This is a genomic window from Bacillus sp. HMSC036E02, assembly GCF_001836235.1.
Taxonomy (GTDB): Bacteria; Bacillota; Bacilli; order Bacillales; family Bacillaceae_G; genus Bacillus_A; species Bacillus_A cereus.
In genome coordinates this window covers 406,773-429,142 of the sequence record NZ_KV827854.1, presented here as the reverse complement: position 1 = coordinate 429,142, position 22,370 = coordinate 406,773, and the positions used below count along the sequence as shown (strand labels likewise).

Below are 22,370 nucleotides of genomic sequence, written 5' to 3'. Positions count from 1 at the left end.
GTTTAATTCCAATCTTCCTACATCTGTATTCGCAAGCGCTGCTGCTTTTTTTACAACTGCGAACGCTTTAATTAAACCTTCATGGATTTTGTATCCTGTAATTGGGAAGTTTTCAACTGCACGCATTGTTTGTACGCCGTAGTATGCATAGTTTGGTACTTCTTTTTCACCTAAAAAATCTTTTTCAATTCGAACACCATTTTTAACTTCAGTTAATGTTGCCATGATTATTCACTCCTTAACGATTTCTTATGCTGCTTTTGTTTCTTTGACTGTTTCTACATATTGTTTTGCTTTCTCATTATCGAATTCGCCTTCCCACTTCGACATAACAATGGCCGCTAATGCATTTCCTAATACATTGACAGATGAGCGAATCATATCTAAAATGCGGTCAATTCCCGCAATTAATGCGATACCTTCTAGTGGTAACCCCATTGAACCTAACGTTGCTAATACAACAACGAACGATGCACCTGGAACTCCCGCCATACCTTTGGATGTTAACATGAGAACGAATAATAACGTTATTTGCTCCGTTAGTGACATGTGCACACCGTACATTTGTGCAACAAACAATGCCGCTAACGCTTGATAAATAGCCGATCCAGTCAAGTTAAATGTATAACCTGTCGGAATTACGAAAGAGGCAACTGCCTTTGGACAACCGAACTCTTCCATTTTTCTCATTATATTAGGTAAAACAGCTTCTGAACTTGCTGTCGTAAATGAAAGAATCAATTCTTCTTTTAAAATTTTTATTAATGTAAAAATGTTTACTCCAACCATTCGTGCATTAATACCTAATACAATCACAACGAATAGTATAACAGTTACGTATACAGCTAGCACTAGTTTTCCTAGCGGAAGTAGTGTTGCTACACCAAATTTTGCAACCGTAACGGCAATTAATGCGAATACACCAAATGGTGCAAATTTCATAACTTGATTTGTAACCCAAAACATGGCTTCGAGTACGCCTTCAAAAAAGTTAAAGACAGGCTTTCCTTTTTCCCCAATTGCCGCAACTCCTAAGCCGAATAATACTGAGAAGAATATAATCGGTAATAGGTCACCTTGTGCAATCGATTCAAATACGTTTTTCGGTACAATGTGAACAATTGTCTCAGCAAAACCTTTCTTCTCTGTTGCATCTGCAGTTTGTTTATAAGAAGAAATATCACTTTGCTGTAAATTACTCATATCAACACCAGTACCTGGTTGGAATATATTCGCTGCAAGTAATCCCATTAAAATAGCAATCGTCGTAATAATTTCGAAATAAAGAATTGTCTTACCACCCAGTTTCCCAAGCTTCTTCATATCTCCTACACCAGCTACTGCAACAATTAATGCTGAAATAACAATTGGTACTACAATCATCTTAATTAAGTGAATAAATATATCCCCAATTGGTGTGATATAAGAAATCGCCGTTTTATTGCCATAAAAGACTGCCCCTACTACAATCCCTAAAACAAGCGCGACAAAAATTTGTGTTGCCAATCCGAATTTTTTCATTTATGTTCATCCCCTTCATGCGAACGCTTTCAATTTGAATTTATAAAAGCTACTCACACATCTTATAAGCGAACCTACAAAATCATACAAAAACCTACAAGTTCGTCACAAAAAATTCAAATATTTTTCTTCTTTTTTTCATTGACACCATTTTGTTAAAAAACGATAAAATAAACTTGATAAGTAATCAGATTGTTTCGTATAATCAAAAAGATATATACTTAAAACAAATCAAAATGAAAAGGAGTGGATGTTATGAAAAACTATACAAAGCAATTCGTCCTATCTTCTTCTTTTCTTTTTCATTTTCTTAAAAAGGAACAAAGGCATTCGCCTTTGTTCCTTTTTTATTGCGATCTATATAGGGGGAATTGTTATGAGGCCATATAAACGTGTCTTAATTAAATTAAGCGGCGGTGCACTTGCCGATCAAACTGGAAATAGCTTTAACTCCAAACGATTAGAACATATCGCAAACGAAATTTTATCCATTGTTGATTTAGGTATCGAAGTATCCATCGTCATCGGTGGCGGTAACATTTTTAGGGGGCATCTAGCTGAAGAGTGGGGAATTGATCGCGTAGAAGCTGATAATATCGGTACACTAGGTACAATCATTAACAGCTTAATGCTTCGCGGTGTTTTAACAAGTAAAACAAATAGAGAAGTACGCGTTATGACGTCCATTCCATTTAATGCAGTAGCTGAACCATACATTCGCTTACGTGCAGTCCACCATTTAGATAACGGCTATATCGTTATCTTTGGAGGCGGAAACGGGCAACCGTTCGTGACAACAGATTATCCAAGTGTACAAAGGGCTATTGAAATGAATAGTGATGCCATATTAGTCGCAAAACAAGGTGTCGATGGTGTTTTTACAAGTGATCCAAAGCATAACAAATCAGCAAAAATGTACAGCAAACTAAACTATAATGATGTCGTTAGACAAAATATACAAGTCATGGATCAAGCGGCATTACTGCTTGCCCGGGACTACAATTTACCAGCACATGTCTTTAACTTTGATGAGCCTGGAGTGATGAAAAAAATATGTTTAGGTGAACATGTGGGGACGTTGATTAATGATGATGTTACGATGCTGGTGCATGAAAAATAATGATTTCCCACCAAAAAGGGTGCCTTTTGTAGGCACCCTTTCCTAATCCATCATCACAAATAGAACTCAACCAATCCCGCCACTTTCTCCTTACAACGCTCCCAAAAAGATAACTTTTCAAAAAACTCTTTCGTCATTTCTTTCGAATCATGAAAATCCTCTGTTAACGCCTTATTAACTTGTCCTACAATAGGACCACCATAAATATAAAAATTCATTTCATCATTTATATTGAAGCTACGCGAAGTAAAGTTTGTTGTACCAATAACGGTTAATTCATTATCAATAAGCATTAATTTGCCATGGAACATTCCTTTTTTATACCCATATACAGTAATCCCATTATTAACAGCTTGACGTATGTATGGATACGCCGCTTCTTTTATAAGAGGTAGATCTGGTTTATATGACCAAAGTATTTTTACTGTAACACCACGCTTTTTTGCTGCGATTAAAGCATTCATGGATTCTTTATTTTTTGCTATAAAATACGGCGTTGCAATTACAATGGAGTGTTGAGCTTGTTTTATGAGCTCTATATATTTTTCAGCAACGTAATGCCCATTGTAACTAGTCATAGTATGTAATGTATTCCCTTTACTAGCTTTATTCGTACTCCTCTTTATCTCTTCTTTCGTATCTCGTTTCCAATCTAAAGCGAATTGCTGTTCTAAATCTTTTGCTCCTTCTCCTTTAAGCCGTACATGATAATCACGCCAATATCCAAATCGCTTATCTTTCCCTAAGTACTCATCTCCTATATTAAATCCGCCTGTATAGCCAATATCCCCATCAATCGTCGTAATACGGCGATGATTACGATGGTGAAGTGAATAAAATCCGAATGGCAATGCAGGTTTTCTACTATATGTAAAATGCACACCACTTTCCCGTAATTCATTTATCATCTTTCTTTCAAATGATAAATCATTAATGCGATCAACTGATAAATAGACGTTTACTCCTTCTTTTGCCTTCTCTTTTAATAAGTTTAAAAAAGTATGACTACTTTTATCATCCGACAAAATGAAGAAATAAGTGTAGATAGAGCTTTTCGCTTTTTTAATATCTTCAAATAGCTGCTCATATAATGATTTCCCTTCTACATATAATTGAAAATCACTATAATGAGGCGCATACTCTGTCGGCATGTTTTTTCCAGCTTCCATTTTCCTACCTAAGGTAACATCGATATGCATACAAATTACAATAAAAACGAAAATAGCAATAATAATAGAAGTAACTCTTAATATTTTTTTAATCATTTTGGTTTCCTTCCAATCATATTCCTTACTATTTCGTAGTGTTTCATTTAAATATGTTTTCATACGAAATGTATTTCTTATTTTTATTGATACTAAACAGTTAAAGGAGATATGAATATGAGAAAAAGAAAAACTCCTATTGTTTTTATCCCAGGTCTTTTCGGTTCAATGAGCAATATTATTATTCCCGGCACTGGTAATTGGAGTTTTGGACTTTCTGCATTTGTTTACGAACCATTCATCATGATGCTAGAAAGTATGGGCTACGAACGAAATAAAGACTTGTTCATCTGTTTTTATGACTGGCGGCAGCGTATTGTTTTTTCTACACAAAAATATTTATTACAAACGATTGCTTATGCTAAAAAGATTACAGGTTGCGATAAACTAAATTTAATTTGTCATAGTATGGGCGGCCTTCTTGGACGTTCTTACGTTCAAAGTGACGAATATAAAAATGATGTGAATCAACTTATAATACTCTGCACACCAAACGCTGGATCTCCACCAAATTATAGTTATTGGACTGGAGGCAGTCTCCCTATCCATGCCTCTTCTAAAATAAATATCGTTCATTTTTATATGGAACAATATATTTGTTACTTAAGCATCTTACATAAAATGAATAAAGTTGAGGCGATACACATTTACTTTCCAGGATTACAAGATGTTATTCCTTGTAAAGATTACGGAAATTATTTATTTATAAAATCCGACTCTTCTATTACATTTCTTCCTTATAGTAAGATGAAAACGAAAAACCCTTTCCTCGATATATTAAATACAAATAGATTTATTATACAAAAAAGAAATATTGAAACGACACTCATTGCCGGAGATGGAGAGGAAACAACTCAATATTTACAAGTCGTCCCTTCACATTCCAAACTGAAATGGACAGACGGCAAAGTCGTCGGTGATTTACTTACAAAACATGGTGACGGTAACGCTGTTCTACATAGCGTTTTTCTTCTAGAGGGAAATAAATATGTTTTGCATGCTTCACATAACGAAGTGCTCTACAAAAGCATTCCTATACTACAAAAGATACTCTAAATTTCAAACAAAAAAGGTATGGCATTAAGCCACACCTTTTCACATTAAACAAAATTTCTCGCATCATTATTTCTTCCAAACTTATAAATAGCAATTAAGAAGAATGCAATTGCGAAAGCGAATAAAATTAAAATGTTTAAATACAACTCCGAGAATGGTATTCCCTGCTGTAGTTTTGATATCGTATCTAACAACCAGCGCTGCGGAAGAAAATTAGCTACTTTTTGTACTGCACTTGGCATAATGTCATATGGGAAATAACATCCAGCAAGTAAGCATGTTGGTACAATGATCATATTTTGCATCGCATTTGCCGATGCTGAGTTTTTCGAAAAAGCTACAAGGACTAATGATATTCCAATTGCGATTAATGCAAATAGCATTAGTACGCCCATCATCACTATGAAAGGCATATTGATATTCGTATGAAAAACATTCGTTAGGAATAGGATTGTAATCAAAATTTGTACTGTTAGTATTATCATATTTACTCCGACATTAGATAATATAAACTTCTTCCCATCTATCGGCGTTGATAATAGTCTAAAGTACGTTCTATTCTCTTTTTCTTTTAAAATATGACCTGATAAGTTCGCTGCTGAAAACAGCATAAACATAATAAGGTAACCCATCGTTTGATTTGTCATATCTTTATTTTTCGAAGTATCTTCTAGCGTCTCAGTTTTCATTTTAAATGAACCTTTTTGATACCCTGCGTACATATTATCAAACGCACTTTGATCTGTTCCTGCCACTTTACTAATAGCTGCTATATTATCAATATAATTATATAAATATGATTTTATAAATCCTGTTACTTGATCACCTTTAATCGATGAAATTTCAATATGCTCTGGTTTCCCTTCTCGAACACTTTTTGAAAAACCAGAATCTAATGTAATAACTCCATCAAGTTTTTTGGAAGTGAGTTTATCTTCTATTTGAGACTCCTTAACCTTACTCACATTCACATGATTTAATCCTTCTAAAAACTTTATCGTATCATTTGCTATCGGCTCATTTTCTTTATTTACAATCCCGATATTTAACGTTCCTTGCCCTGCATTTCCGTATATCGAGAAGGAAATGAGCGTCCCTATTATCGGCAAGCTAATTATAATGAGTAAACTTTTTTTATTTTTCAAAAGCACAGATAACGTTTTTTGTATGAGCCATAAAATATCCTTCATACTATAGCCCCTCCCGTCTACGTAATGCAATAATTGCAATTAATAAAAAGAGTGCTGAAATTCCAAGGTTTAAAGAAATGACTGGTAGTGCTGCCCCTACATCATTTGCATAAATAATTTTCATAACAGCTGTATTTGCCCAAGTTAATGGCGATAAATTCGTAACGAAATTTTCTTCTATTACGAAATATGCACCTCCAAAAATAGAAGCTAATTGCACAACAACCATAATAATTGCCCTGGACGCTTCAGCTGTTTTCGTAATATATCCGATTCCTAAACCGAAACTAATTGCTAGAAAGACTTGTGTTAATAAAATAAGAAATATGATTCCAAGATGGTCGCCCCAATTCGCTTGAAAAACAAATTTACTAAATAACATGACGAGTAATATGCACAGGGCATTTGCTACTAGGCTACCAAGTACTTTTCCAATGAATATTTCAGCTTTGCTTATAGGTGCAGCAATGAGACGATCTCCTGTTTTACGTATTCGTTCTCCTCGAATTAAAGAACTCGCTCCCATCGCAGCATACAGTGCAATCATCGTTGTCATTACAACCGCATAGTAATCCATAGAACCTGGTTTTTTCGCAGCTTGTAAGGATGTTTCTTTTATATAATCATTATGATTTCCGTTTGAAATAACTGTGCTCACCTTAGTAGGATCTACTTTTGCAACTTCGACCGCTACATTGTACTTATCAACAAATGTTGTAAGCATTCCTTCCACAATACTCCCCTCAATACTACTTTTGTCACTTCCGTAAAATTTTGCACCATCTTTATTTAACTCTACATAAGCAGCATATTTATTTTTCTTCACTTCTTCTTTCCCATCTATACTGCCGGAAGCTTTTTTAAAATGAATACCTGATTTATCCACTTCTTTCGTAAATGCTGCAAATGATTGAGAAAACGTGCTACTCGCTTCATCTTTATATAGCACTTGTATATCTTTAATCGAATGACTATCACTATTAAATGCGTTGGTTAACGCTGTTCCTAACACAAGCATAAGTACAATCGGAAATGCTAACATAAAAACTAAAGTTCTTACGTCTCTGAAATCTCTTTTAATATGCATAATTGCAATATTGAAGATGTTCAATTGATGAACCTCCCTTTACCTTTTCTTCATTTACCTTTTATTTATCTCGTAAGTTTCTTCCGGTTAACGTAAGAAATACTGTTTCTAAGTTTGGAGCCTGCTCCTCTAACGAACGAATTTCAATGTCATGATTAATGAAATGCTGAATAATTTGATTTAAATTATTTAATCCTGCATCCGAGTTTACCTTGATTACGTTCTCTTCAATTTGAACAGCTTTCACACCGTTTATCTCTTTTAACTTTTCTACATCTAAATTTTCTACTGACTTCACTTCAATCCAAATATCTTTCGTATCTGTAATAATCGCTTTTAACTGTTCTTTCGTACCTTCTGCAATCACTTTACCGTGGTCGACAATTGCGATTTTCGTACAAATCTCTTCTACTTCTTCCATGTAGTGGCTCGTGTAAATAATCGTACTTCCCATTTCATTTAATTTACGTACTGACTGCAAAATGTAGTTTCTTGACTGTGGATCAATTCCAACTGTCGGCTCATCCATAATAATTAACTTCGGTCTATGAGCAATCGCACAAGCGATATTCAGTCTTCGTTTCATCCCGCCAGAAAAGTTCTTCGGATAGCTTTTCTGTTTATCACTAAGTCCTACAAATTGAAGAGCTTCCTCTACCCTAGCTTTTAATTCGGCTCCTCGTAATCCGTACAACCCAGCAAAGAATTTCACATTTTCATAGGCAGTTAACTCTTCATAAATCGCAATATCTTGCGGAACAATACCAATATTCATCTTTGCAAATCGATTATGTTTCTTTATATTTTTTCCTAGTATGCTAATTTCACCTTCATTACTTCTTAACAAACCAGCAATCATATTTATCGTTGTACTCTTACCAGCACCATTTGATCCTAAAAAGCCAAATATTTCTCCTTCTTTAATAGATAAAGACATATTATCAACTGCGATAAAATCACCAAATTTTTTCGTTAAATTTTTAATTTCTAATGTATTCATCATTTTCACCCCTATTTCGGTTTCTCTGCTTTTAGTATAAACAAAAAGAATGAACCTGCTCAGTGCAGAAGTTCATTCTTTTCACATGAGAATATTCACTTTTTTCATATGAGATGGTTCATCTTCGTCCCATTCTCTTATATCGGCAACAACATCGTCACTGAAAAGCCACTTGTTCCATCTACAATAATTTTTCCGTTTACTGAAGCTGTTCGCTCCTCCATCCCCATAATACCGAGACCTTTTTTAACAAGAGCTGCCCCTTTTCCGTTATCCTTCACTTGCACCTTAACCATCTTGTTAAGCACATGAATATCTATAGAAATAACTGTAGCATCAGCATATTTCATTGCATTTGTTAGTGCTTCTGTAACATTCTCACCGATAATTTTCCACTGAATGGGAGAAATCATATCTAAGTTCCCTTTATATACGAAAGGAATATTCACATCATTCTTACCGGCAAATTCCTCTATGAATAATTTCATACGATGAATACCAATTTGCTCAGTTGGTGGCTTCATATTTTTTAATGTAATGCGAATACTTTCAATTCCATCTTTTGAAATGTGAATTGCATTTTGTAATAACTCCGCAGATTTTTCTTTATCTATTTCCATTAACCTTTTTACTGCTTCCATTTGAATAAGCGCACCCGTCATCGAGTGACCAATTTTATCATGAATTTCTTGCGATAACCGATTTCTCTCTTCTAGCTTAAATGTGTATTCAGATTGTCTTATGTACTCTTTATTTTCATGTAAGCTTTTCGTAAGTCGTTGCATATCTTTTCGCATCTTATCATTTTGCGATTCAAGCTTTACTACACGCGATATATATCGATCTGCAATAGTTAAAACGAGAAAAGAAAATGCAACAATTAATCCATAAGTCATTCGAATACTTTCATCTGCAATCGTAATTGGGAGCATCATAACGACAAAGCGTGGCCAATTCTTTTCTATGTAATAGAATGTAATTTCGTATAAGTTCAAAGGTAAAAACAAAATAAAAAATGGATGAACCCTCCATGTAAATAACATAACTACGCCAATGGACATACAGATTAATATTTTTTTATACGTATCTTTTTTAAATATAGAAATCATTACGTTTACAGAGAGGTAAATAAGTAAAGTAAATATAACCCACGGTAAATTTGCTATATTTGCGTAAATATAACTGAACACAATATATAAAAAGACAATTAATTTACTTACAGTTAACCAAAATTCCATATCATTAATCTACTTTCCCTGTTAAGTAATAAATCGCAATTTGTGTGCGATGTTCAAGTCCAGTTTTCCCTAAAACTGACGTAATATAATTTGCAATTGTTCCCTCAGATATAAAAAGCTGTTTCGAAATTTCTTTATTTGAGAAACCTTTTGCAATTAATGCGATAATACTAAGCTCCCTTTCTGTGAAAAGGCTCTTATCAATTTTACATTCTTCCTCCTTACTTTCCATTAAATTAGACTTAATTTTATCGAGGACAACATCTTGCATAACAGTTTGACCGTTATATACTCCTTTTATCGCATCACGAATACGCTCCGGATCGTTATTTTTTAATAAATAACCTTTCGCTCCGTTTTTTACTGCATCCAAAATATATTCATCATCATCAAACGTCGTTAAAATAAGCGGTTTTGTTTTCGTCTCTTCACAAATGAACTTCGTCGCCTCTACCCCGTTCATATTTGGCATACGAACATCTAAAAGAGCAATATCAACTTCATGCTTTTTACAATACGCTACAGCTTCTTCCCCATCATTTACAGTATCTACTACTTCAAACTCTTCGTATGTATTTAAAATAATTTTCATGCCTTCTCTAATAAAAGAGTTATCATCTGCTATTAATATTTTAATTTTCATGTTTGTTAGTATGGACCTTTCCCTACTAACATTCACATCCTTTCTCCGTGTAACATTTCCTACTTGCTCATTATATACTTCTCTTTACCATTTTTTCACACCTTTTTTCATCTAGCTCTCCCGCAAAAAATATATTATTCTTTTTTTACAAAATGTGTAGGGTGACTTATCATTCTTTACGTCTATATAATAGAATGCGTCAAAAAGGAGGGAGAGACCGATTGAGGAAAAACAATTAATTGAAAAAGCACAGCAAGGAAGCGAGCATGCTTTTCGTATCCTTGTACAAACATATCGTCATTATATTTTTCAAGTTATCTTTTCTATTTTAAGACATGAAGAAGATGCGAAAGATGTTACACAAGAAGTATTCGTAAAAATTCACACCTCTCTCCCAAATTATCAATTTCGCGGATTAAAAACGTGGATGGCACGTATTGCCACCAATCACGCTATTGATTATAAGAGAAAGAAAGCTAGAGAAAGTGAAGAACTCTCCTTATGTAAAGAAGCTGAGGAAAATATACAGTCCTCTCATAATATTGAGGCTTTATTATTGACGAAAGAGCAAAAATTACTCATTGCTCAAAAACTGCGAGAACTTCCCGAAAATTACCGTGACGTTGTTCTCGCACATTACTTAGAAGAAAAGAGCTATCAAGAAATTGCTTTACAGGAAAACATCGAAGTAAAAACAGTCGAAATGAAACTGTATCGAGCACGAAAATGGATTAAAAAACATTGGAAGGAGGAAGAGTTTCTATGATGCATTATTCAAAAGAAGATTGGCGCAATTATACATTAGATTTTATAGAAAGCAATGAACGTGAATCTATGGAAGAACATCTTTATGAATGTGATTATTGTTTAGCACTTTATATGGAAAGTATTGATGAACAACATGAAAACCTTCCAATGATAAATGATGATTCATTTACGAACGAAGTTATGACGCAAATTAATTTTGAAACACTACAGTCTAATGAAAATATAAAAACAACCTCACTAAAGCGCACGATCATTCATTACATAATTGCGACTGCGGCTACAATTATTTTTATGGTAAGTGGTTTATTTCAGTATATTTTTACAGCGACATCAAATTTAGAGAAATCTTCAAAACATAACGAGTCTTCTATTTCACAACAAATTGTAAACAAATCGGTAGACACATCGAAAAAGGACGGAGGTTCAAAGCATGAATAAAAATCCCTTTTTAGCACTTGTATTAGGGCTAATTCCTGGGCTTGGACATTTATACTTAAAAAAGCTAGGACGGTTTATTTTATATAGCGGAGGATCACTATTTCTATTCTCCTTTGCAGTATTTTGTACCATAGTAGTAAGAGAACGTGATATTGCTTTTCTTTCTCTATTTTTACTAGCTGTTCTATGGGTAATTAACTTACTAGATTTAGTTATCACCATTATAAACCAAACGAAAAAGCAAGAAGCTGGAGAAGTGATAAATTCCTCTAAAGAGAGCGAACGATTTTATATCATTCTCTTATCCATCATCCCTGGACTTGGCCATTTCCAATTAGGACTTATGCAACGCGGACTTACATTTTTAGTAGCTTGCACAGGAATCGGAAGTATGATCATTTTCGTTGCACTTTTAACATCGCAAGAAAGTTTTCTTATCTTCCTTATTACGTTACCTGTTTTATGGATTTATAATTTCTTTGACGTTGTTCAGCAACTACAGAAAAAAGAACGTGGCGAGCAATTAATTGACCGTACTATTTTCGAAGATTTTGAAGAACATCGAGAGCAGGGAAAGAAAAGTAAAACATTTGCTTCTATTTTAGCGATGTTCCCTGGAGCAGGTCATATGTATTTAGGCTTACAACGCCGTGGTCTTCAGCTTATGGCAGCCTTCTTACTATCTATTTATTTACTCGACTTATTAAGACTTTCTGCGTTTTTATTTTTAGTACCAATCATTTGGTTCTATAGCTTCTTTGACGCTTTACAGCAAACTGCAAAGTATGGAAAAGAACGTGTAAATGACGAGCCTATCATTGATTATTTTATCAATCATCAAAGATGGATCGGTATCGGATTAATTACACTCGGTGGTTATTATTTATTAAATCAAACAGTCCTTCCTATTTTGAATGATTATTTTGTAACTATATTTAATATTCATCTTAGTGAACTATATTATCGCTATTTCCAAACATCTATCGTTGCGCTCCTTTTAATTGGCGGCGGCTTTAAATTGTTACTTGGAAATAAAGAAAACAAAGGTGGGACAAGCGAATGAGGACTTGGCGTGTTGGAACATTCTCAATGGGGCTTTCTATTATATCGTTAGGATGCTTTTTACTATTTTCAGTCGTAAAAGGAATTCAAGTATTAGATACACTAACTGCATGGTGGCCAGTTTTACTCATCATACTTGGAGCCGAAGTTTTACTATACCTTCTATTTTCTAAGAAGGAACAATCATTTATTAAATATGATATTTTTAGTATTTTCTTTATCGGCGTTTTAGGAAGCGTCGGAATTGCTTTTTACTGTTTATTATCAACTGGATTACTAGAAGAAGTTCGTCACTCTATTAACACAACGAGGCAAACGAGTAATATTCCAGACGGACAATTTGATATACCTGAATCTATCAAAAAAATCGTAGTAGATGCAGGACATCAGCCTCTAACGATAGAGGGAAATAATACAAATCAAATTCATCTTTTGGGAACTTATGAAATGACAACGAAAGCAAATGAAAAACTCAATTTAAAACGAGATGATTTCCTTTCAGTTCAAACGGCTGGAGAAACGATGTATATCACTTTAAAATCTTTACCTGTTCAGCATACATTATTTAATTCAGCACCACAGGTGAAACCAACGCTTGTTCTTCCGCAAAATAAAAATGTGGAAATCCGTGCTTCAAATAACGAACTATCTCTTTATCCAGGTCAATTACAAAATAATTGGTTTGTACAGGAAAGCTCAAGAGTGTCTGTCCATCTTGCAAAAGAAAGTGATGTATCTTTAACAGCAGTAACGAATCAAAAAGAAACACATGGAAGTACACCTTGGGAACAAGTAGAAGATTTAACGAAAAACGAAAATACTTCTTCAGAAGAACATCCAGAATTAAACAACCAAGAACATTGGTATAAAAATTCGATTAAAACTGGAAATGGGACGTACAAGTTAAATATTGAGAAAGCTTATAATTTGAATATGAGTGTTCTCGAAAAATAAAAAACCTTCCGCAATTGCGGAAGGTTTTTCTCATATAATCGCTTTAATTCCTTCTAACACTAATCCAATCATAAATCCGCAAACCGCCCCGTTCACTCGGATCCACTGTAAATCTTTACCGACGTTATTTTCAATCATTTCGATTAACGTCTTATCATCTAACTTATCAAGGTTTTCTTGTACAAGCTTACCAATTTTCGAATGGTTCTTTTCCACAAGTGTGACAACTTGCTTTTGTAACCACTTCTCTATTTTTTGAACAGTTTGTTCATCTTCTTTTATTTTATTCATTTGTTTTTGTAAAAATGGAATAACATATTTATCAGCAAATTCTTCATTATTTACAAAAGCAACTGCTCTTTGCTGTACTTGCTCTAGCATCTCTTTTATTTTGTCAGTAGCATTCCAATTCGCAAGCCACTTTTCTTTCCAATTTTCTAATTCCTGTAATAAGGCTTCATTTTCTTTTACATTGATAATTTCTTGACGAATCTTCGCTAATATAAGTTGTCTTGTGCTATTATCAGCCTCTTGTAAGCTGTTAATATTACTAATGATAAACTTCTGCAAAATGCCGCCAATCTTATCTTCATCTACAATATTCATAAATGATTTCAAAGTAAACTGCAAGAATCCATCTACTTTTATATTTTCTATCGCCTTCATACCTAAGCTACCGAGCTGGTAACGAGCTTCATCTTGCGCTGTCCAATCTTTTACCTTCACTAATATGTAATCAAGTGTCTTTTCATCATATTCTTGCACAACTAATTGATCAACAAGCACTTGTAAAATGTTATTTGTATTAATTGTATGTAAATACGTCTTTAATTCTTTTTCAATAATAACCGCTAATTTTTCTGTATCGATTGAAACAATCGCCTTCTCAGCAATCGTTACAATGCCTTTTTTCACAGCATCAGACTGCATTTCTCTCTCTGCAATTTGTAGCACCATTTGTGCTAGCTGCATTTCTTTTACTTTATTCGTAATACTTTCTTTCGTTAGCCACTCATTTTCTAACGTATTGATGAGCCCTTTCGTTACTCGTTTACGGTTTTTAGGTAACAAAGCTGTATGCGGAATTGGAATTCCCATCGGGTGACGGAATAATGCTGTAACTGCGAACCAATCTGCAAGCCCGCCAACTAACCCAGCTTCAAATCCCCCTTGTATAATCTCTCCAGCTATCGTTCCTTGAAAAGGGATAGAAGCCGCAAAGCCTACACCCATAACCCCAAGCGAAATACCCGCTATATATTTAGTCTGTAATGACATCGTATACACATCCTCTTATTATGTAAAATAAAGCTTTTTTGTTGTATTTATTCAATATTAGTTATCCTTTATATATACTATAAAGAACTATTGTGAAAATAACAAAGATTTTTATGTACATGAAAAAATGAGGCTACAATTAGCCTCATTTTTCTTATACCGTTAACTCCAAACCTTTCCTATAATATTCATTCATTACATCTTTTGGAACCATACTTCCACCCGTTCCCCACACAATATGAGTACCTTTTTTCACCTTCTCTGTTAACTGTTGCTTTTGTAAATACTCATCTTCTTTACATACTTTCACTGGCCCTATCATACCTGCTAGTGCAGAAGGCTCTAAATAAATATTCTCCGTGTCAGCTAGTTCTTTTAACAATCTATATAACTCTTCATCGCTTACTGTGTAATTCCCACTCAAAAATGGTTCCATCGTTTTACCGACAAATCCAGACGGTCTTCCTACCGCTAGTCCGTCCGCGTCTGTTACATTATCAATCCCGATATCTTGAACAGCAATTTTATCATGAAGTCCTGTCATTAAACCGAGTAACATGCATGGAGAGTGCGTAGGCTCCGCAAAGAAGCAGTGCACGTTGTCTTTATACAATAACTTTAAACCGAATGCTACCCCGCCAGGTCCTCCTCCTACTCCGCACGGAAGATAAACAAATAAAGGATGATTTTCATCTACTACAACCTCTAACTCTTCTAATTGCTTTTGTAATCGCGATGCTGCTACTGCGTATCCTAAAAATAAATCATGGGAGTTTTCATCATCTACAAAATAACAGCTAGGATCCGCATCCGCTTGTCTTCTTCCTTCTTCTACTGCTTTACTATAATCATCTTCATATTCAATAACGTTTACACCTTTACTTCTTAATAAATCTTTCTTCCATTCTTTTGCGTCTGCTGACATATGAACAGTTACGTTAAAACCTAGATTCGCACTCATAATCCCAATGCTTAGCCCTAAATTTCCTGTTGAACCGACCGCAATTGAATATTTGGCAAAAAACTCTCTACATGTATCACTATCTAAAATGGAATAATCATCTTCTTCTGTTAACATACCGTGCTGCAAAGCTAGTTGTTCAGCATGTTTCAACACTTCATAAATGCCGCCCCTAGCTTTAATTGATCCTGATATCGGAAGATGACTATCACATTTTAATAATAATTCTCCTAAAATAGGTTGCTTGTAATTTGTCTCTAAAGCTTCTTTCATAGAAGATATTTTCACTAAAGGTGATTCGATTATGCCATTCGTCCCTTTCGTTTCAGGAAAAACTTTCGCAATATATGGTGCAAAACGCTTTAATCTCTCTTCCGCATCTTTTACATTCTCTTCATTAAGTGATGAATCTTTTATTGCCCTTTCATACTTTTCTATGTTTGGATTTATCCAAAATACTTCTTCTGTTGCAATAAGTTTATTCACTAATGGGTATTTTGCTTGTAATGCCCCTATTTCTTTCATTTTGTTTCCTCCTTATATCCTTGTAGCTCACCATATAATAAATTATAATTAAATTAATTTTAATATAGTTTAACACAAATCGTTAACTTTAGTTAATTTTAATTTAATTTATTTAAATATAATTTAATAACCCTTAAGGAGATTTTCATTATGGAAAATATAGATATTGGTAAAAAAATTGAAAAACAAAGAAAAGAAAAAGGTTTAACTAGTAAAGAACTAGCAAAGATGGCCGATATTACACCATCTATGTTAAGTCAAATTGAGCGTGGGTCCGCTAACCCTTCTATTCAAACATTAAAAGTGCTTGCTAAAGCTCTTGATGTGCCAACATTTAGCTTTTTACTTGAAGATACAAATACAGACGATTTAATTGTACGTTCCCATAAACGAAAGAAAATGATTATCGATAATTTATCATATGAAATGCTTTCACCTGATTTCACTGGAAATTTAGCAACAGCAATTATGACCGTCCCGCCTAATACAGCTTCATCAGAAAATGTGCTAGAACATAAAGGAGAAGAATTAGCATTTGTCTTAGATGGGAAAATCACATTATATTTAAACGAGGAAGAATACGTATTAGAAACCGGCGACAGTGTAAAGATACCTGCTTATTTAAAGCATAAATGGGTGAATCATTTTGAGAAAAATGCGATAGTCTTATTTTCTGTTACTCCGCCGATTTTTTAATGTATCAATAAAAACAGGATGATTCTTATAAAATGCGGATTATCCTGTTTTTATTAAATAAGAAAGTGAAATTTTTGTTAAAAACTTAACAGTTGGACCCAATCCGAACAATCCTCCTAAAAACATATTTACAAGTGAAGCTATCCCTCCCATTGATGCTAACGTATCATGAGTCAGATTCATCCCACCACTACCAGAGGCACTTGTAATATTCACATAAAAATAAGAAATACGTAAAAATTAATTGTTTTTTCAGAATTTTGTTGAAAAATATGGTAAAATTACTCTTATACTTCTTCTATTTTGCTATTATAGAAATAATTAAATTAGAATACTTTTATCGGATGGGGGAATATATAATGAGTGTGTTATTAAAAGGGCATGAACAGATTGTCAACGAATTAAACATTTTATATCAAGTAATGGTAGCGGAGCAATTAATTGAAGCGAAACAATTAAAAGAAAAAATAGAGAAACAGATTAATAAAATTGAAGCTGATCAAAATCTATCGCTTTACTACTCCCTACTAAACTTTAAATATAAGGTCCTAACCGATTGGACAAACATTAAGTATGATACTTTTAGTCAAATTGTTCGTTTAGACAATCCAATAACTGAAGACTTTATTACTTATTATTATCACTTTTTTAAAGCTGAACATGCTACCATTATTGGAAATTATGATGAAGCAAAAAAAGAATACGAAAAAGCTGAATCCCTTTTAAAACATGTACCAGGTGAACTAGAAGAAGCTGAATATAAATATAAATTTGCTATATTTAATCACCATACAAACAAACCACTTACAGCAATCAATTATGCAAATCAAGCGAAAGAGATTTTCTCAAAATATCCACGTTATGAAATTAAAATAGCTCTATGCGAAAACATTTTAGGCTCATGTTCTGTTTATTTAAAACAATTCGAACAAGCCGAAGAGAACTATAATTCAGCAATCAATATTTTACAAAAGCTGAAAGACGATACACTAATCTTAAAAGTTCGAAATAACTTAGGTTGGCTCTACTCTTCTCAAAATCTATCAACCCTTGCTATTAGACATCTTACAATAGTTACAAACAAATTACCTAAACACCTAAAAGCCAATTTTCTACAAGCCAAAGAACATTTTAGTTTAAATGAAAAAGAACTTGCAAACAATTGGGTTCAAAAAGGCTTAGAAATTTGTAATGAATTAAATAATCAAGAATATAAACACCATTTCACTATCTTAAAAACACAACACACTGGTATTCTAGACGACTTAGAAAACGCAATCATTGCAGGCACCACATATTTTAACAGTAAAGAATTATACGATTATGCACAAGAATATTACGAATTATTAGCAGTAGAATTTCATAAAGTGAATAAAATAGAGAAATCTCAAAAATATTTTTTCAAAACTTACGAAGCAAAACAAAAATTATTAACTAAGGAGGCACTAAGATAATGAAAAAGATTAGTTTAGCTATTTTAACCTTTACATGCATACTTGTTTTTGGCTTTAATAATTTCACTGAAAATCAACAAGCAAAACAACTTCCAAAATGGGATACAGATAAACAAGAAACACATGCAGACCTGTAGAAACCTAAAAACCCCTAATAAAGGGGTTTTTAGGTTTCTACAATATAATGATTTAGCATATGATGAAGAAATACGCTTATAAAAGATATCCATACACAGATACTCTCTGTACATGGATATCTTTTATTTTTTCGGCACCAACAAAATCCCTAAACTAATAATACAAAAGCTCATTATTTGCTGTGCTGATAGACCAAACTGTACCGAATTTTGTTCACTAACAAGCGAAATAATAATTTGAGCAAACCCCTCAACAATTAGAAAAATACTTATATTCTTTCCATTTCCGAGCCTTTCATTTTTCATCCATAACAAACCCATTATACAAAGGTTGAGGATAATCTCATATACAAAAATAGGATGATACAAAAATTTAGATTCGTATATATTCATTCCCCATGGTAGTGTCGTTTGTACACCTACTTCATGATGTAATAGAAAATAAAAGATAATGCACACACACAATCCAAAAGGGAGTACATCAAGTAAAATGCGAAGCGAAAATTGTTCCTTTTTACTTTTCCAAACAATGTATACACTAGCAATTACGCATCCTACTACAATATGTTGCATACTTCCTATAGCTAATAATGCTTGCAATGGCGATTTAAAAGCCCATACAGGATTTAAAATTGCTGGTGCAAACTTCCATACAAATACGATGATAATAAACGCATTTGTTACGGCATCCATCATTTTTTCATATGATGCATTTTGATGCCTCATCTTTCGTTTCATCAACATAAATCCAAATAGACTTCCAATTATAAGAGATACGGGTTGTAATCTCACGATCCACTCCATCATCACGAAATCCCCTTTTAGCTCTCAATCAATTTCTTAAATTTCTTTTCTAATTGATCTGGTGGTAATACACCTCGTACATGATCTACTATAATTCCATCTTTATTAACAAAAAATGTCGTCGGTAAAGAGAATACTTTATAATCTAGTCCAGCTACTCCGTCCATATCTAATAGAACAGGAAACTCAAACCCATAGCGATTAGCAAATGCGCTTGCTTCTTGTACTGGGTCACTAACAGTTGCATTCACCGCAAAAATTTCAACATCCTTTTTATATTTATCATACATATGAACTAAGTCAGGTGCCTCCATTTCACACGGCCCACACCATGATGCCCAAAAATTAATAATATATGGTTTTCCCTTGGCATCATTTAACGACTGCAACTTTCCGTCTAATCCTTTTAATGTGATGCCAGGTGCTTTAAAACCTACTTGTGGTAATACTTCTTTCTCTTGTAACTCTGCTTGTTTCGCTTTTCTTTCCTTTTCTTCTTTCTTTGAATTATAAAAGTTAACCCCCGCCCAAACGAGAGCACCTACTAGTATAATAGCAATTAGTTTCTTCACTTTCCTTCCTCCTCATTTTTAAAAACCTGTAAATCCACCGAATAGACGAATAAAGAATGCTGTAATTTTCGTCATTTGATTTGTATACAATAAAATACCTGTTACAATCATCATTCCACCGCCAATTTTCATCATGACATTGGCATATGTAACAATCCATTTTACCTTCCCAATAAAGAATGCCATCACGAAAAATGGAATCGCAAACCCAAGAGTATACGCTGTAATATAAAGAAGTGCCCCTTCAGGATTCGTCGCGCCAAGCATGAGTACAGCTGAAAATATCGGTCCAACACATGGCGTCCAACCCGCTGCATATGTCATACCGACTAAAATCGAGCGAATATATCCAGTCGATTTACTTCTATACTGCACCTTTTTCTCTGCCATAAGCCACTTAGGCTGAAACAATCCCGTCATAAATAGCCCCATTAAAACAATAAAAATCCCACCAATTTGTTGAATCAATTTTTGGTTAGATGAAAATGTTATTCCAATCCAGCTTACCGATAAACCTAACGCGTAAAATATAACCGAAAATCCGATCATAAAAAATACTGTATGTATAATCGCTGATTTTTGCATAATCCCACGATTTTCTTTTAAATCTTGAATAGACACACCTGTAATATAAGATAAATAAGATGGATATAGCGGTAAAGAGCACGGTGATATAAATGACAATACTCCCGCCCCAGCCACAAGCCAAATTGTTAAATCTGCTGCATTCATTTTATTCCCCCTAAAACACTACAATGAGTAGTGTTTATTCTTAAAAAAAGAGGCTATATGCACTCTCCGACAATAAGTACAATCGACACACAGAATAACCCTATTGTTACATATACCGAGTTCGTATGTAACGGAATAGTAAGCTTAGCAACCTTTTCATTTAACACTTGCTCGATTCGTAAATTTATTGCTGTTTTTGCAAATGAAGCTGTAACACATCGATTTTCCATTGTCTTTATTTTAATTAATTTTAATAACGCGCTACCTAACTCAAATGAAGATTCCATTTTTTGCATCGCATATTTATCTGCTGCTAACTCTTGATACGTATGATATCGTTGTAACAATTCTTTTAATATCGGGATGTACATCATTCCTTCTGCTAATAACGTAAAACAAAATAATTTTAGCGGATCCCAATTATTTTGATGATATTCTTCATGGAAAATAATCGCATCAATCTCTTCATCTGAAAACGTCTGAAGCAAACCTTCCGACATGACAACTTTCGGACGGAATAATCCAATTGTAAACGCTGCAACTTCCGCAGTCGGCAGTATATATATTTGTTTCCCTTTTCTAATAAATGGGATAAGTACTTTTTGTACTTTTTTACTATAGAAAAATTGCCGCCAAATTCTTTTACACACAATCAATACAGTAATTAATAATAACCCCGCTATTATAATACGAACCATTGATAGTTCTTTCATATGTTTTTCTAACTGAAACAAGCAAAACTTTGAAAGGAAGAATGCCTTATTTTGAAAGAGAAATGGATATGTAACATAATACAATAACAAGCTGAAAAAGAGGGTACTAACAATGAGCGCTAACAATACGATTTTACGCATTTTCCATTTCATTTCATCGATCCTCTTTTTTTAACTGATTCAATTTGTCTTCTAATTTTTTTATTAAATTCGGATCAGCCTGCTCTAACTCATCTATCATATGTGTTATAACTAAATCTCCAAATTCCCCCACTAATTCCTGTGTCATTTTCTTCGTTTGATTGGATAAGAATTCTTCTTTCGTTTGTATAGCACGATATATGCCACTTCTTTTCACAGTCTGTTTTTCTAAGTGTAATTTCTCTACTAACCTGTTCATAACTGTCATAACAGTATTAAAATTCACAGGCGATTCTTCACTTAATTTCTGCTGGACTTCTTTAATAGTAATACCTTCAGTAGACCAAATAATCTCCATAATCTTCGCTTCAAGCGGTCCAAAGAAATGATTTAATCCTTGCTCATTTAACCTATAGTTTTGCGTAAACATCGTATGACTCCTTTCACACTACGAATTGTAGTACAAATTAAATGAGAGGTCAAACGCAAGTAATACAAACTAAAATTCACTACCTATAAATACGTACCACATTCTATTCATTATAAGCCTAACTTATCTCCAAATGTATCAAAGAGATACTGCTCTAATATTTGTACACTAAACTTCTCATTACGCCCAAGGGCAAATAATTCCCGATCCTTCGCTACGATAGTATCTAACGGAATAACTACATTATCCACTATTTTTGTAATTTCAATTATATTACTTTTTACATTTACTTCTGTTTTAAATTCAACGTTTTCTAACACTATATGTGAACGTCTTCCTGATGCAAAAAAAGTAAAATTAGGATTTTTAACAACGCCAATTTCAGTCTCTAACGCATATAAATAGTGAAAAATTACATCTCTATGTCCATCTTTTATTATTTTTTCATCCTTCTCATCGTCTAAGTATTCTTTCAGCTTCGTTGTAAATTCAAATCGAAAATCCACTTTTTTCACGCTCCTTCTTTGTATTTCATATTAAATAAATATATTGAAATAATTTTACCATATTGTAATACAACTTCCT

25 protein-coding genes and 1 pseudogene are annotated in these 22,370 nt (G+C 33.6%); 9 read left to right on the top strand and 17 right to left on the bottom strand.

Annotated elements, in window-relative coordinates:
* Together HMPREF2590_RS18150 and HMPREF2590_RS18145 are read right to left on the bottom strand one after the other, a co-directional pair.
* Nucleotides 1–225, bottom strand: a pseudogene (locus tag HMPREF2590_RS18150) (lyase family protein); the annotation flags it as partial.
* Between the two features lie 24 nt (nt 226–249).
* Nucleotides 250–1,521 (bottom strand): cation:dicarboxylate symporter family transporter, encoded by a 1,272-nt coding sequence (locus tag HMPREF2590_RS18145; RefSeq protein WP_000713291.1) that lies wholly within the window; start codon nt 1,519–1,521, stop codon nt 250–252.
* Nucleotides 1,522–1,897: 376 nt separating this feature from the next.
* Between HMPREF2590_RS18145 and pyrH the strand changes: the two genes are divergently transcribed.
* Nucleotides 1,898–2,641: a UMP kinase gene (pyrH, locus tag HMPREF2590_RS18140; protein WP_001248059.1), complete on the top strand. Its 744-nt coding sequence runs from the start codon at nt 1,898–1,900 to the stop codon at nt 2,639–2,641.
* 53 nt (nt 2,642–2,694) lie between these two features.
* Here pyrH and cls read toward each other — a convergent pair whose 3' ends face one another.
* Nucleotides 2,695–3,906 (bottom strand): cardiolipin synthase, encoded by a 1,212-nt coding sequence (gene cls, locus HMPREF2590_RS18135; protein WP_048568562.1) that lies wholly within the window; start codon nt 3,904–3,906, stop codon nt 2,695–2,697.
* A 117-nt stretch (nt 3,907–4,023) separates the two neighbouring features.
* On the opposite strand from cls, the gene HMPREF2590_RS18130 reads away from it, so the two are divergent.
* Nucleotides 4,024–4,962, top strand: a complete 939-nt coding sequence (locus tag HMPREF2590_RS18130; protein ID WP_001231637.1) for an esterase/lipase family protein — start codon at nt 4,024–4,026, stop codon at nt 4,960–4,962.
* A 44-nt stretch (nt 4,963–5,006) separates the two neighbouring features.
* Here HMPREF2590_RS18130 and HMPREF2590_RS18125 read toward each other — a convergent pair whose 3' ends face one another.
* From HMPREF2590_RS18125 to HMPREF2590_RS18105, 5 genes are all read right to left on the bottom strand, one after another.
* Nucleotides 5,007–6,152, bottom strand: a complete 1,146-nt coding sequence (locus tag HMPREF2590_RS18125) for an ABC transporter permease (RefSeq protein ID WP_050821761.1) — start codon at nt 6,150–6,152, stop codon at nt 5,007–5,009.
* Nucleotide 6,153: 1 nt separating this feature from the next.
* Nucleotides 6,154–7,263 carry an ABC transporter permease gene (locus tag HMPREF2590_RS18120; RefSeq protein WP_001020150.1) on the bottom strand — a complete coding sequence of 370 codons (1,110 nt, stop codon included), beginning with the start codon at nt 7,261–7,263 and terminating at the stop codon, nt 6,154–6,156.
* Nucleotides 7,264–7,300: 37 nt separating this feature from the next.
* Nucleotides 7,301–8,239, bottom strand: coding sequence for an ABC transporter ATP-binding protein (locus HMPREF2590_RS18115; protein ID WP_001093820.1), 939 nt, complete (start codon nt 8,237–8,239; stop codon nt 7,301–7,303).
* Nucleotides 8,240–8,376: 137 nt separating this feature from the next.
* The gene (locus HMPREF2590_RS18110) at nt 8,377–9,477 is read right to left on the bottom strand and encodes a sensor histidine kinase (protein WP_000397680.1); all 1,101 of its coding nucleotides are present in this window, start codon (nt 9,475–9,477) and stop codon (nt 8,377–8,379) included.
* A gap of 4 nt (nt 9,478–9,481) precedes the next feature.
* Nucleotides 9,482–10,120, bottom strand: coding sequence for a response regulator transcription factor (locus HMPREF2590_RS18105; protein WP_000694093.1), 639 nt, complete (start codon nt 10,118–10,120; stop codon nt 9,482–9,484).
* A 220-nt stretch (nt 10,121–10,340) separates the two neighbouring features.
* Between HMPREF2590_RS18105 and HMPREF2590_RS18100 the strand changes: the two genes are divergently transcribed.
* From HMPREF2590_RS18100 to exsE, 4 genes are read left to right on the top strand one after another with little or no spacing between them, the layout of a single operon-like run.
* Nucleotides 10,341–10,886, top strand: coding sequence for an RNA polymerase sigma factor (locus tag HMPREF2590_RS18100; protein WP_306461541.1), 546 nt, complete (start codon nt 10,341–10,343; stop codon nt 10,884–10,886).
* A complete protein-coding gene (locus tag HMPREF2590_RS18095; RefSeq protein ID WP_000972356.1) occupies nt 10,883–11,326 on the top strand; it encodes a hypothetical protein in 444 nt (147 codons plus the stop codon). The genes HMPREF2590_RS18100 and HMPREF2590_RS18095 overlap by 4 nt, the downstream gene beginning before the upstream one ends.
* Nucleotides 11,319–12,389 carry a hypothetical protein gene (locus HMPREF2590_RS18090; protein ID WP_001039121.1) on the top strand — a complete coding sequence of 357 codons (1,071 nt, stop codon included), beginning with the start codon at nt 11,319–11,321 and terminating at the stop codon, nt 12,387–12,389. The genes HMPREF2590_RS18095 and HMPREF2590_RS18090 overlap by 8 nt, the downstream gene beginning before the upstream one ends.
* Nucleotides 12,386–13,342 (top strand): exosporium protein ExsE, encoded by a 957-nt coding sequence (exsE, locus tag HMPREF2590_RS18085; protein WP_001261427.1) that lies wholly within the window; start codon nt 12,386–12,388, stop codon nt 13,340–13,342. Before HMPREF2590_RS18090 ends, exsE begins: the two co-directional genes overlap by 4 nt.
* A 30-nt stretch (nt 13,343–13,372) precedes the next feature.
* Here the strand turns inward: exsE and HMPREF2590_RS18080 are convergent, their stop codons facing one another.
* Together HMPREF2590_RS18080 and HMPREF2590_RS18075 are read right to left on the bottom strand one after the other, a co-directional pair.
* Nucleotides 13,373–14,620, bottom strand: coding sequence for a DUF445 domain-containing protein (locus tag HMPREF2590_RS18080; RefSeq protein WP_070861487.1), 1,248 nt, complete (start codon nt 14,618–14,620; stop codon nt 13,373–13,375).
* A 154-nt stretch (nt 14,621–14,774) separates the two neighbouring features.
* Nucleotides 14,775–16,106: a D-serine ammonia-lyase gene (locus HMPREF2590_RS18075; protein ID WP_050821759.1), complete on the bottom strand. Its 1,332-nt coding sequence runs from the start codon at nt 16,104–16,106 to the stop codon at nt 14,775–14,777.
* A gap of 150 nt (nt 16,107–16,256) precedes the next feature.
* Between HMPREF2590_RS18075 and HMPREF2590_RS18070 the strand changes: the two genes are divergently transcribed.
* The gene (locus HMPREF2590_RS18070; RefSeq protein ID WP_000427637.1) at nt 16,257–16,802 is read left to right on the top strand and encodes a helix-turn-helix domain-containing protein; all 546 of its coding nucleotides are present in this window, start codon (nt 16,257–16,259) and stop codon (nt 16,800–16,802) included.
* Between the two features lie 39 nt (nt 16,803–16,841).
* On the opposite strand, the gene HMPREF2590_RS18065 is transcribed toward HMPREF2590_RS18070, so the two are convergent.
* Nucleotides 16,842–17,018: a hypothetical protein gene (locus HMPREF2590_RS18065; RefSeq protein ID WP_002061098.1), complete on the bottom strand. Its 177-nt coding sequence runs from the start codon at nt 17,016–17,018 to the stop codon at nt 16,842–16,844.
* Between the two features lie 143 nt (nt 17,019–17,161).
* Here HMPREF2590_RS18065 and HMPREF2590_RS18060 point away from each other — a divergent pair, with 143 nt between their 5' ends.
* The gene (locus HMPREF2590_RS18060) at nt 17,162–18,256 is read left to right on the top strand and encodes a response regulator aspartate phosphatase (protein ID WP_050821758.1); all 1,095 of its coding nucleotides are present in this window, start codon (nt 17,162–17,164) and stop codon (nt 18,254–18,256) included.
* Nucleotides 18,256–18,393, top strand: a complete 138-nt coding sequence (locus HMPREF2590_RS30425) for a hypothetical protein (protein WP_176748662.1) — start codon at nt 18,256–18,258, stop codon at nt 18,391–18,393. The genes HMPREF2590_RS18060 and HMPREF2590_RS30425 overlap by 1 nt, the downstream gene beginning before the upstream one ends.
* Nucleotides 18,394–18,516: 123 nt before the next feature.
* Here HMPREF2590_RS30425 and HMPREF2590_RS18055 read toward each other — a convergent pair whose 3' ends face one another.
* From HMPREF2590_RS18055 to HMPREF2590_RS18030, 6 genes are all read right to left on the bottom strand, one after another.
* Nucleotides 18,517–19,197: a prolipoprotein diacylglyceryl transferase family protein gene (locus HMPREF2590_RS18055; RefSeq protein WP_033667336.1), complete on the bottom strand. Its 681-nt coding sequence runs from the start codon at nt 19,195–19,197 to the stop codon at nt 18,517–18,519.
* A 17-nt stretch (nt 19,198–19,214) separates the two neighbouring features.
* A complete protein-coding gene (locus HMPREF2590_RS18050) occupies nt 19,215–19,769 on the bottom strand; it encodes a TlpA family protein disulfide reductase (protein WP_000733185.1) in 555 nt (184 codons plus the stop codon).
* Between the two features lie 18 nt (nt 19,770–19,787).
* The gene (ccdA, locus tag HMPREF2590_RS18045) at nt 19,788–20,501 is read right to left on the bottom strand and encodes a cytochrome c-type biogenesis protein CcdA (protein ID WP_050821757.1); all 714 of its coding nucleotides are present in this window, start codon (nt 20,499–20,501) and stop codon (nt 19,788–19,790) included.
* A 53-nt stretch (nt 20,502–20,554) separates the two neighbouring features.
* Nucleotides 20,555–21,367 carry a M56 family metallopeptidase gene (locus HMPREF2590_RS18040; RefSeq protein ID WP_000871408.1) on the bottom strand — a complete coding sequence of 271 codons (813 nt, stop codon included), beginning with the start codon at nt 21,365–21,367 and terminating at the stop codon, nt 20,555–20,557.
* A gap of 1 nt (nt 21,368) precedes the next feature.
* The gene (locus HMPREF2590_RS18035; protein ID WP_000495075.1) at nt 21,369–21,785 is read right to left on the bottom strand and encodes a BlaI/MecI/CopY family transcriptional regulator; all 417 of its coding nucleotides are present in this window, start codon (nt 21,783–21,785) and stop codon (nt 21,369–21,371) included.
* A 110-nt stretch (nt 21,786–21,895) separates the two neighbouring features.
* Complete coding sequence (locus tag HMPREF2590_RS18030) at nt 21,896–22,291, bottom strand: DUF3942 family protein (RefSeq protein ID WP_000347526.1); 396 nt, start codon at nt 22,289–22,291, stop codon at nt 21,896–21,898.
* Nucleotides 22,292–22,370 lie beyond the last annotated feature (79 nt).

Bases quoted from the DNA above. Each gene is read 5' to 3' on its own strand.
- HMPREF2590_RS18145 (WP_000713291.1), bottom strand. From the start codon at position 1,521: ATGAAAAAATTCGGATTGGCAACACAAATTTTTGTCGCGCTTGTTTTA.
- pyrH (WP_001248059.1), top strand. From the start codon at position 1,898: ATGAGGCCATATAAACGTGTCTTAATTAAATTAAGCGGCGGTGCACTT.
- cls (WP_048568562.1), bottom strand. From the start codon at position 3,906: ATGATTAAAAAAATATTAAGAGTTACTTCTATTATTATTGCTATTTTC.
- HMPREF2590_RS18130 (WP_001231637.1), top strand. From the start codon at position 4,024: ATGAGAAAAAGAAAAACTCCTATTGTTTTTATCCCAGGTCTTTTCGGT.
- HMPREF2590_RS18125 (WP_050821761.1), bottom strand. From the start codon at position 6,152: ATGAAGGATATTTTATGGCTCATACAAAAAACGTTATCTGTGCTTTTG.
- HMPREF2590_RS18115 (WP_001093820.1), bottom strand. From the start codon at position 8,239: ATGAATACATTAGAAATTAAAAATTTAACGAAAAAATTTGGTGATTTT.
- HMPREF2590_RS18110 (WP_000397680.1), bottom strand. From the start codon at position 9,477: ATGGAATTTTGGTTAACTGTAAGTAAATTAATTGTCTTTTTATATATT.
- HMPREF2590_RS18105 (WP_000694093.1), bottom strand. From the start codon at position 10,120: ATGAAAATTAAAATATTAATAGCAGATGATAACTCTTTTATTAGAGAA.
- HMPREF2590_RS18095 (WP_000972356.1), top strand. From the start codon at position 10,883: ATGATGCATTATTCAAAAGAAGATTGGCGCAATTATACATTAGATTTT.
- HMPREF2590_RS18090 (WP_001039121.1), top strand. From the start codon at position 11,319: ATGAATAAAAATCCCTTTTTAGCACTTGTATTAGGGCTAATTCCTGGG.
- exsE (WP_001261427.1), top strand. From the start codon at position 12,386: ATGAGGACTTGGCGTGTTGGAACATTCTCAATGGGGCTTTCTATTATA.
- HMPREF2590_RS18080 (WP_070861487.1), bottom strand. From the start codon at position 14,620: ATGTCATTACAGACTAAATATATAGCGGGTATTTCGCTTGGGGTTATG.
- HMPREF2590_RS18075 (WP_050821759.1), bottom strand. From the start codon at position 16,106: ATGAAAGAAATAGGGGCATTACAAGCAAAATACCCATTAGTGAATAAA.
- HMPREF2590_RS18070 (WP_000427637.1), top strand. From the start codon at position 16,257: ATGGAAAATATAGATATTGGTAAAAAAATTGAAAAACAAAGAAAAGAA.
- HMPREF2590_RS18060 (WP_050821758.1), top strand. From the start codon at position 17,162: ATGAGTGTGTTATTAAAAGGGCATGAACAGATTGTCAACGAATTAAAC.
- HMPREF2590_RS30425 (WP_176748662.1), top strand. From the start codon at position 18,256: ATGAAAAAGATTAGTTTAGCTATTTTAACCTTTACATGCATACTTGTT.
- HMPREF2590_RS18055 (WP_033667336.1), bottom strand. From the start codon at position 19,197: ATGGAGTGGATCGTGAGATTACAACCCGTATCTCTTATAATTGGAAGT.
- ccdA (WP_050821757.1), bottom strand. From the start codon at position 20,501: ATGAATGCAGCAGATTTAACAATTTGGCTTGTGGCTGGGGCGGGAGTA.
- HMPREF2590_RS18040 (WP_000871408.1), bottom strand. From the start codon at position 21,367: ATGAAATGGAAAATGCGTAAAATCGTATTGTTAGCGCTCATTGTTAGT.
- HMPREF2590_RS18035 (WP_000495075.1), bottom strand. From the start codon at position 21,785: ATGTTTACGCAAAACTATAGGTTAAATGAGCAAGGATTAAATCATTTC.